The 3,729-nt window shown below is 48.1% G+C and carries 3 protein-coding genes; 1 reads left to right on the top strand and 2 read right to left on the bottom strand.

All coding sequences use genetic code 11. The features are described 5' to 3' along the window. Positions 1-364: 364 nt before the first annotated feature. Together K2H17_RS07885 and K2H17_RS07880 are read right to left on the bottom strand one after the other, a co-directional pair. Positions 365-1,273, bottom strand: coding sequence for an ORF6N domain-containing protein (locus K2H17_RS07885; RefSeq protein WP_300133500.1), 909 nt, complete (start codon positions 1,271-1,273; stop codon positions 365-367). A gap of 487 nt (positions 1,274-1,760) precedes the next feature. Next, entirely contained in the window at positions 1,761-1,982 is a 222-nt protein-coding gene (locus K2H17_RS07880) for a DUF2795 domain-containing protein (RefSeq protein WP_297071017.1), read from the bottom strand. 239 nt (positions 1,983-2,221) lie between these two features. Between K2H17_RS07880 and K2H17_RS07875 the strand changes: the two genes are divergently transcribed. After that, positions 2,222-3,709 carry a glycoside hydrolase family 140 protein gene (locus K2H17_RS07875; protein ID WP_300133497.1) on the top strand — a complete coding sequence of 496 codons (1,488 nt, stop codon included), beginning with the start codon at positions 2,222-2,224 and terminating at the stop codon, positions 3,707-3,709. Positions 3,710-3,729 lie beyond the last annotated feature (20 nt).

Here is a 3,729-nt window from a genome sequence, read left to right as displayed (position 1 = left end):
TTCTTGTAAATCTTGTAATTAGGTACTATAAATTTACGGATTTTTCGCGAGAATACCAAGAAAATCAGCCATTTAGTGCAAATCTAAATGGCTGATTGTTTTATTGTTGAATGGTCTATTGCTTATATCGAACTCACGTTATTTTACAATGTTTATACCGTATCTCAAATATATAAAATGGAACTAAAAAAAGCGTCGACATCTTTTATTTGATGTACAACGCCTTTATTTTGTGCTATTTAAGATTTTATCAAGCTTTAATACTCCTCCTCATTGAAGAAAAGAATCAAACTTATATTTCAGCAACTTGCTTAATTTTTACAGGAATCAGGCAATGAAAGACGATAAAAGGCAAATTATAATATCATAACCCGGCCAATAGTTCCGAACCGGTCATCACCTCCATTCTGGAGAATGCAAACAGTTTATTGCCGAGGTCTTTAAGAGATGCTCCAATATGATAGACGGTTTCATCAATAATCACGAAACGATCGTGAGCCTTGGTATATTTGTGTAGAGTCACACCCGGATACTGTTTATTATGTTTCTCCACATCCTGACGGAGCTGGTTGGAAATCTGCCCGTCATAAATGTCAACCGTCACTCCCGGCTGACGTTTGGACAACTGAACCAATACGGAATCATCAATATAATTGTCAATAACCACTATTCGGGTCTTCGCCTGACGGATAAGATCAGCTATCAGTACGTAAGCATCAAAAATCTGCCCGTTGAAAAAGACTCCTTCCTTGGGTTTCTCATTCTCTCCAAGCTTGTCAAGAATCGCGTCAACCTTCTCATCAGTCTTCATTTGTTTCATTTCCAACTGATCCATGCGCTGAAAGATAGCGGCGTTATTCATCAAAAAATTACGCATGGCGGAAAATGCACGCATAATGTTGATATTGACCTCAATAGCCTTGTCAGAGCGTAATATACCGCTAAGCATTGCCACTCCATTTTCAGTAAAAGCATAAGGCATGTAGCGCGATCCACCTCTACCTCCGTTTGAGGTCACAAATTGTGACCTCAAACATTCATCTTTGCTCAACTGAAACATAAAATCCTCTGGAAAGCGCTGAATATTACGCTTAACAGCCTGATTCAGGACCTTAGTTTCCACACCATAAAGTCTTGCTAAATCAGCATCAAGCATCACCTGTTGGTCTCTAATTATATGTATGAGAGACTCAATACGCACCGGCATATCCAACCGGTCGCAAATTGTGACCGATTCAATCTTGTATCTTGATTTTTCTTCCTTCGGTTTCATTGTACAAAATTACTCATAAATTCTGATATCCAGACAGATTGCGTATAGATATCGTCTGATGTTTCATCATGGTAGAATTAGAGGTTGTTTAAAAACAAGAGTTAAAATCTGAGTGGTGTATCTTTTAGATAAATTGTTGTAAATGAGAAAGGAGCATAGCGAGCTATGCGACTGACGAATTTCAACAATTTAGCAAAAGAGACACCAAGGCTAAGGTAATTTTAAACTATTGAAAGATGAAATTATTGACAGAAGAAAAAACAATACTTTCGCTCAGATTTTAACTATTATTATTAAACGACCTCTATTATTGCACAAAGTTAAGATTCAATATATGCAAAAATACAGCACATCAAAGTAAAAATATATAAGTACAGAATATACCCTTCGTTGAAAAGCATATAAAAAGCGATTGATAAGTTTATCACTCCACTTATCAATCGCTTGTATTTCAAATATTTACGCCGCAAATTCGGCTTATTTTCAATCAATATTCCTCCTCATTGAAGAAGAAGTCTTCTTTCTGGGGATAGTCGGGCCAGATGTCTTCGATACATTCGTAGGTGTCGCCTTCGTCCTCCATCTCCTGAAGGTTTTCGATGACTTCCATAGGTGCGCCGGAACGCATGGCGTAATCTATCAGTTCCTCCTTGGTTGCGGGCCAGGGTGCGTCTTCAAGTTTTGATGCTAATTCGAGTGTCCAGTACATGGTTGTGAAGTGTTTATGTGTATATTTCGTTTTTTGTGGGCGCAAAGGTAATGATTTTATCTATATATACAATCGAATTGCCCTGTTGATTTGTTAAATCTTCTAAACTCCACCACTACCTGCCGTTACGAGCCGATTTATTACGTAATTTTGCACTTTCGACTCTCCCGTTTCCACCGCTCCTTTGCGGCGCTCCGGTCTCCGACCGTCACTATGCTTTAACCCAACGCTCTGATATCATGATCCAACCCCTGCGCAACGTCTTTCTGCGTCTTTTCACAGCCATCTGTCTCTGTGCCACAGTGCTTTCAGCCACAGCTGCCCCGCGCCCCTGGTCCCACGGCCCACTGCGCGTCTCCGACAACAATCGTTTTCTCTGCCACTCCGACGGCACCCCTTTCTTCTGGCTGGGCGACACCGGCTGGCTCCTGCCCGAACGCCTCGACCGTGACGAAGCGGCCTATTATCTGCGGCGCTCTGCGGCCGACGGCTACAACGTGGTCCAGATCCAGGTGATCAACGGGGTCCCCACGTTCAACGCCTACGGGGCCATCTCCCACCCCGACGGATGGAACCTTGCGGCCATCGACTCAATCCCCGGCTACGGCTACTGGGACCACCTCGACTACATCGTCGACCTCGCCGAGCGTGAAGGCATCTACATCGGCATGGTCTGCATCTGGGGCGGACTCGTCAAGGCCGGACTCATGGACTGCGACCAGGCCAAGGCCTACGGCGAATTCCTTGCCCGACGCTATGGCAAGCGCCCCAACATCATCTGGATGATCGGCGGTGACATACAGGGCAACATCAAGACTGCCGAGTGGGACGCTCTCGCAGAGTCGATCCGCGCCATCGACCCGGACCACCTGATGACATTCCATCCCCGCGGACGCACCACCTCGGCCCGATGGTTCAACAACCGTCACTGGCTTGACTTCAACATGTTCCAGAGCGGTCACCGACGCTACAACCAGCGGATGGGCAACAAGGACTACCCCATCCCCGACGGCACCGAGGAAGATGTCTGGATGTATGTCGACTCTGCCACTGTCCACTCCCCTCTCAAACCCGTCCTCGACGGCGAGCCGAGCTATGAGGACATCCCTCAGGGACTCCACTCCGACCTCGAACCCCGCTGGAACGATCTCGATGTACGCCGCTATGCCTACTGGTCGGTATTCGCAGGCTCCTGCGGCCACACCTACGGCCACAACGCCATCATGCAGTTCGTCCGTCCAGGAGTAAACGGCGCCTACTTCGCCGACGGCGAGGCAAAACCATGGTGGAAAGCCATGTCAGATCCGGGCCGCGGCCAGATGAAACACCTCAAACACCTGATGCTCGCCTTCCCCTACTTCGACCGCGTGGCCGACAGCCTCGTTGTCCGCAACAACGGCCTGCGCTACGACCGTCTCCTCGCAACCTGCGGCTCAGACTGGCTGATGGTCTACAACCACACCTCGCGTCCCATGACCCTCGACCTCGGCCGCATCTCAGGCCGCGAGAAAGACCTCTGGCTCATGGACCCGACTGACGGCTCCCTGCTCTACATCGGACGACGCAAAGACGGCATCCACACCATCGACCCCAGGAAAACCGACGGTGCCCCCGCCTCCGACTGCGTCCTCATCGCCACAGACAGCCGTGCCGCCTACCTCACCCCCTCCACAGCCGCAATCCCCACCACACTCCCCGCCCCACCCAAAAAAGATCTGACTGAATGACACGTCTCAGCCTCCTGCAC

Origin of the sequence: Duncaniella sp., assembly GCF_029054785.1 — a bacterium.
GTDB lineage: Bacteria > Bacteroidota > Bacteroidia > Bacteroidales > Muribaculaceae > Duncaniella.
The sequence above is the reverse complement of the archived record's forward strand: the minus strand, read 5'-3'. Positions and strand labels throughout refer to the sequence as shown.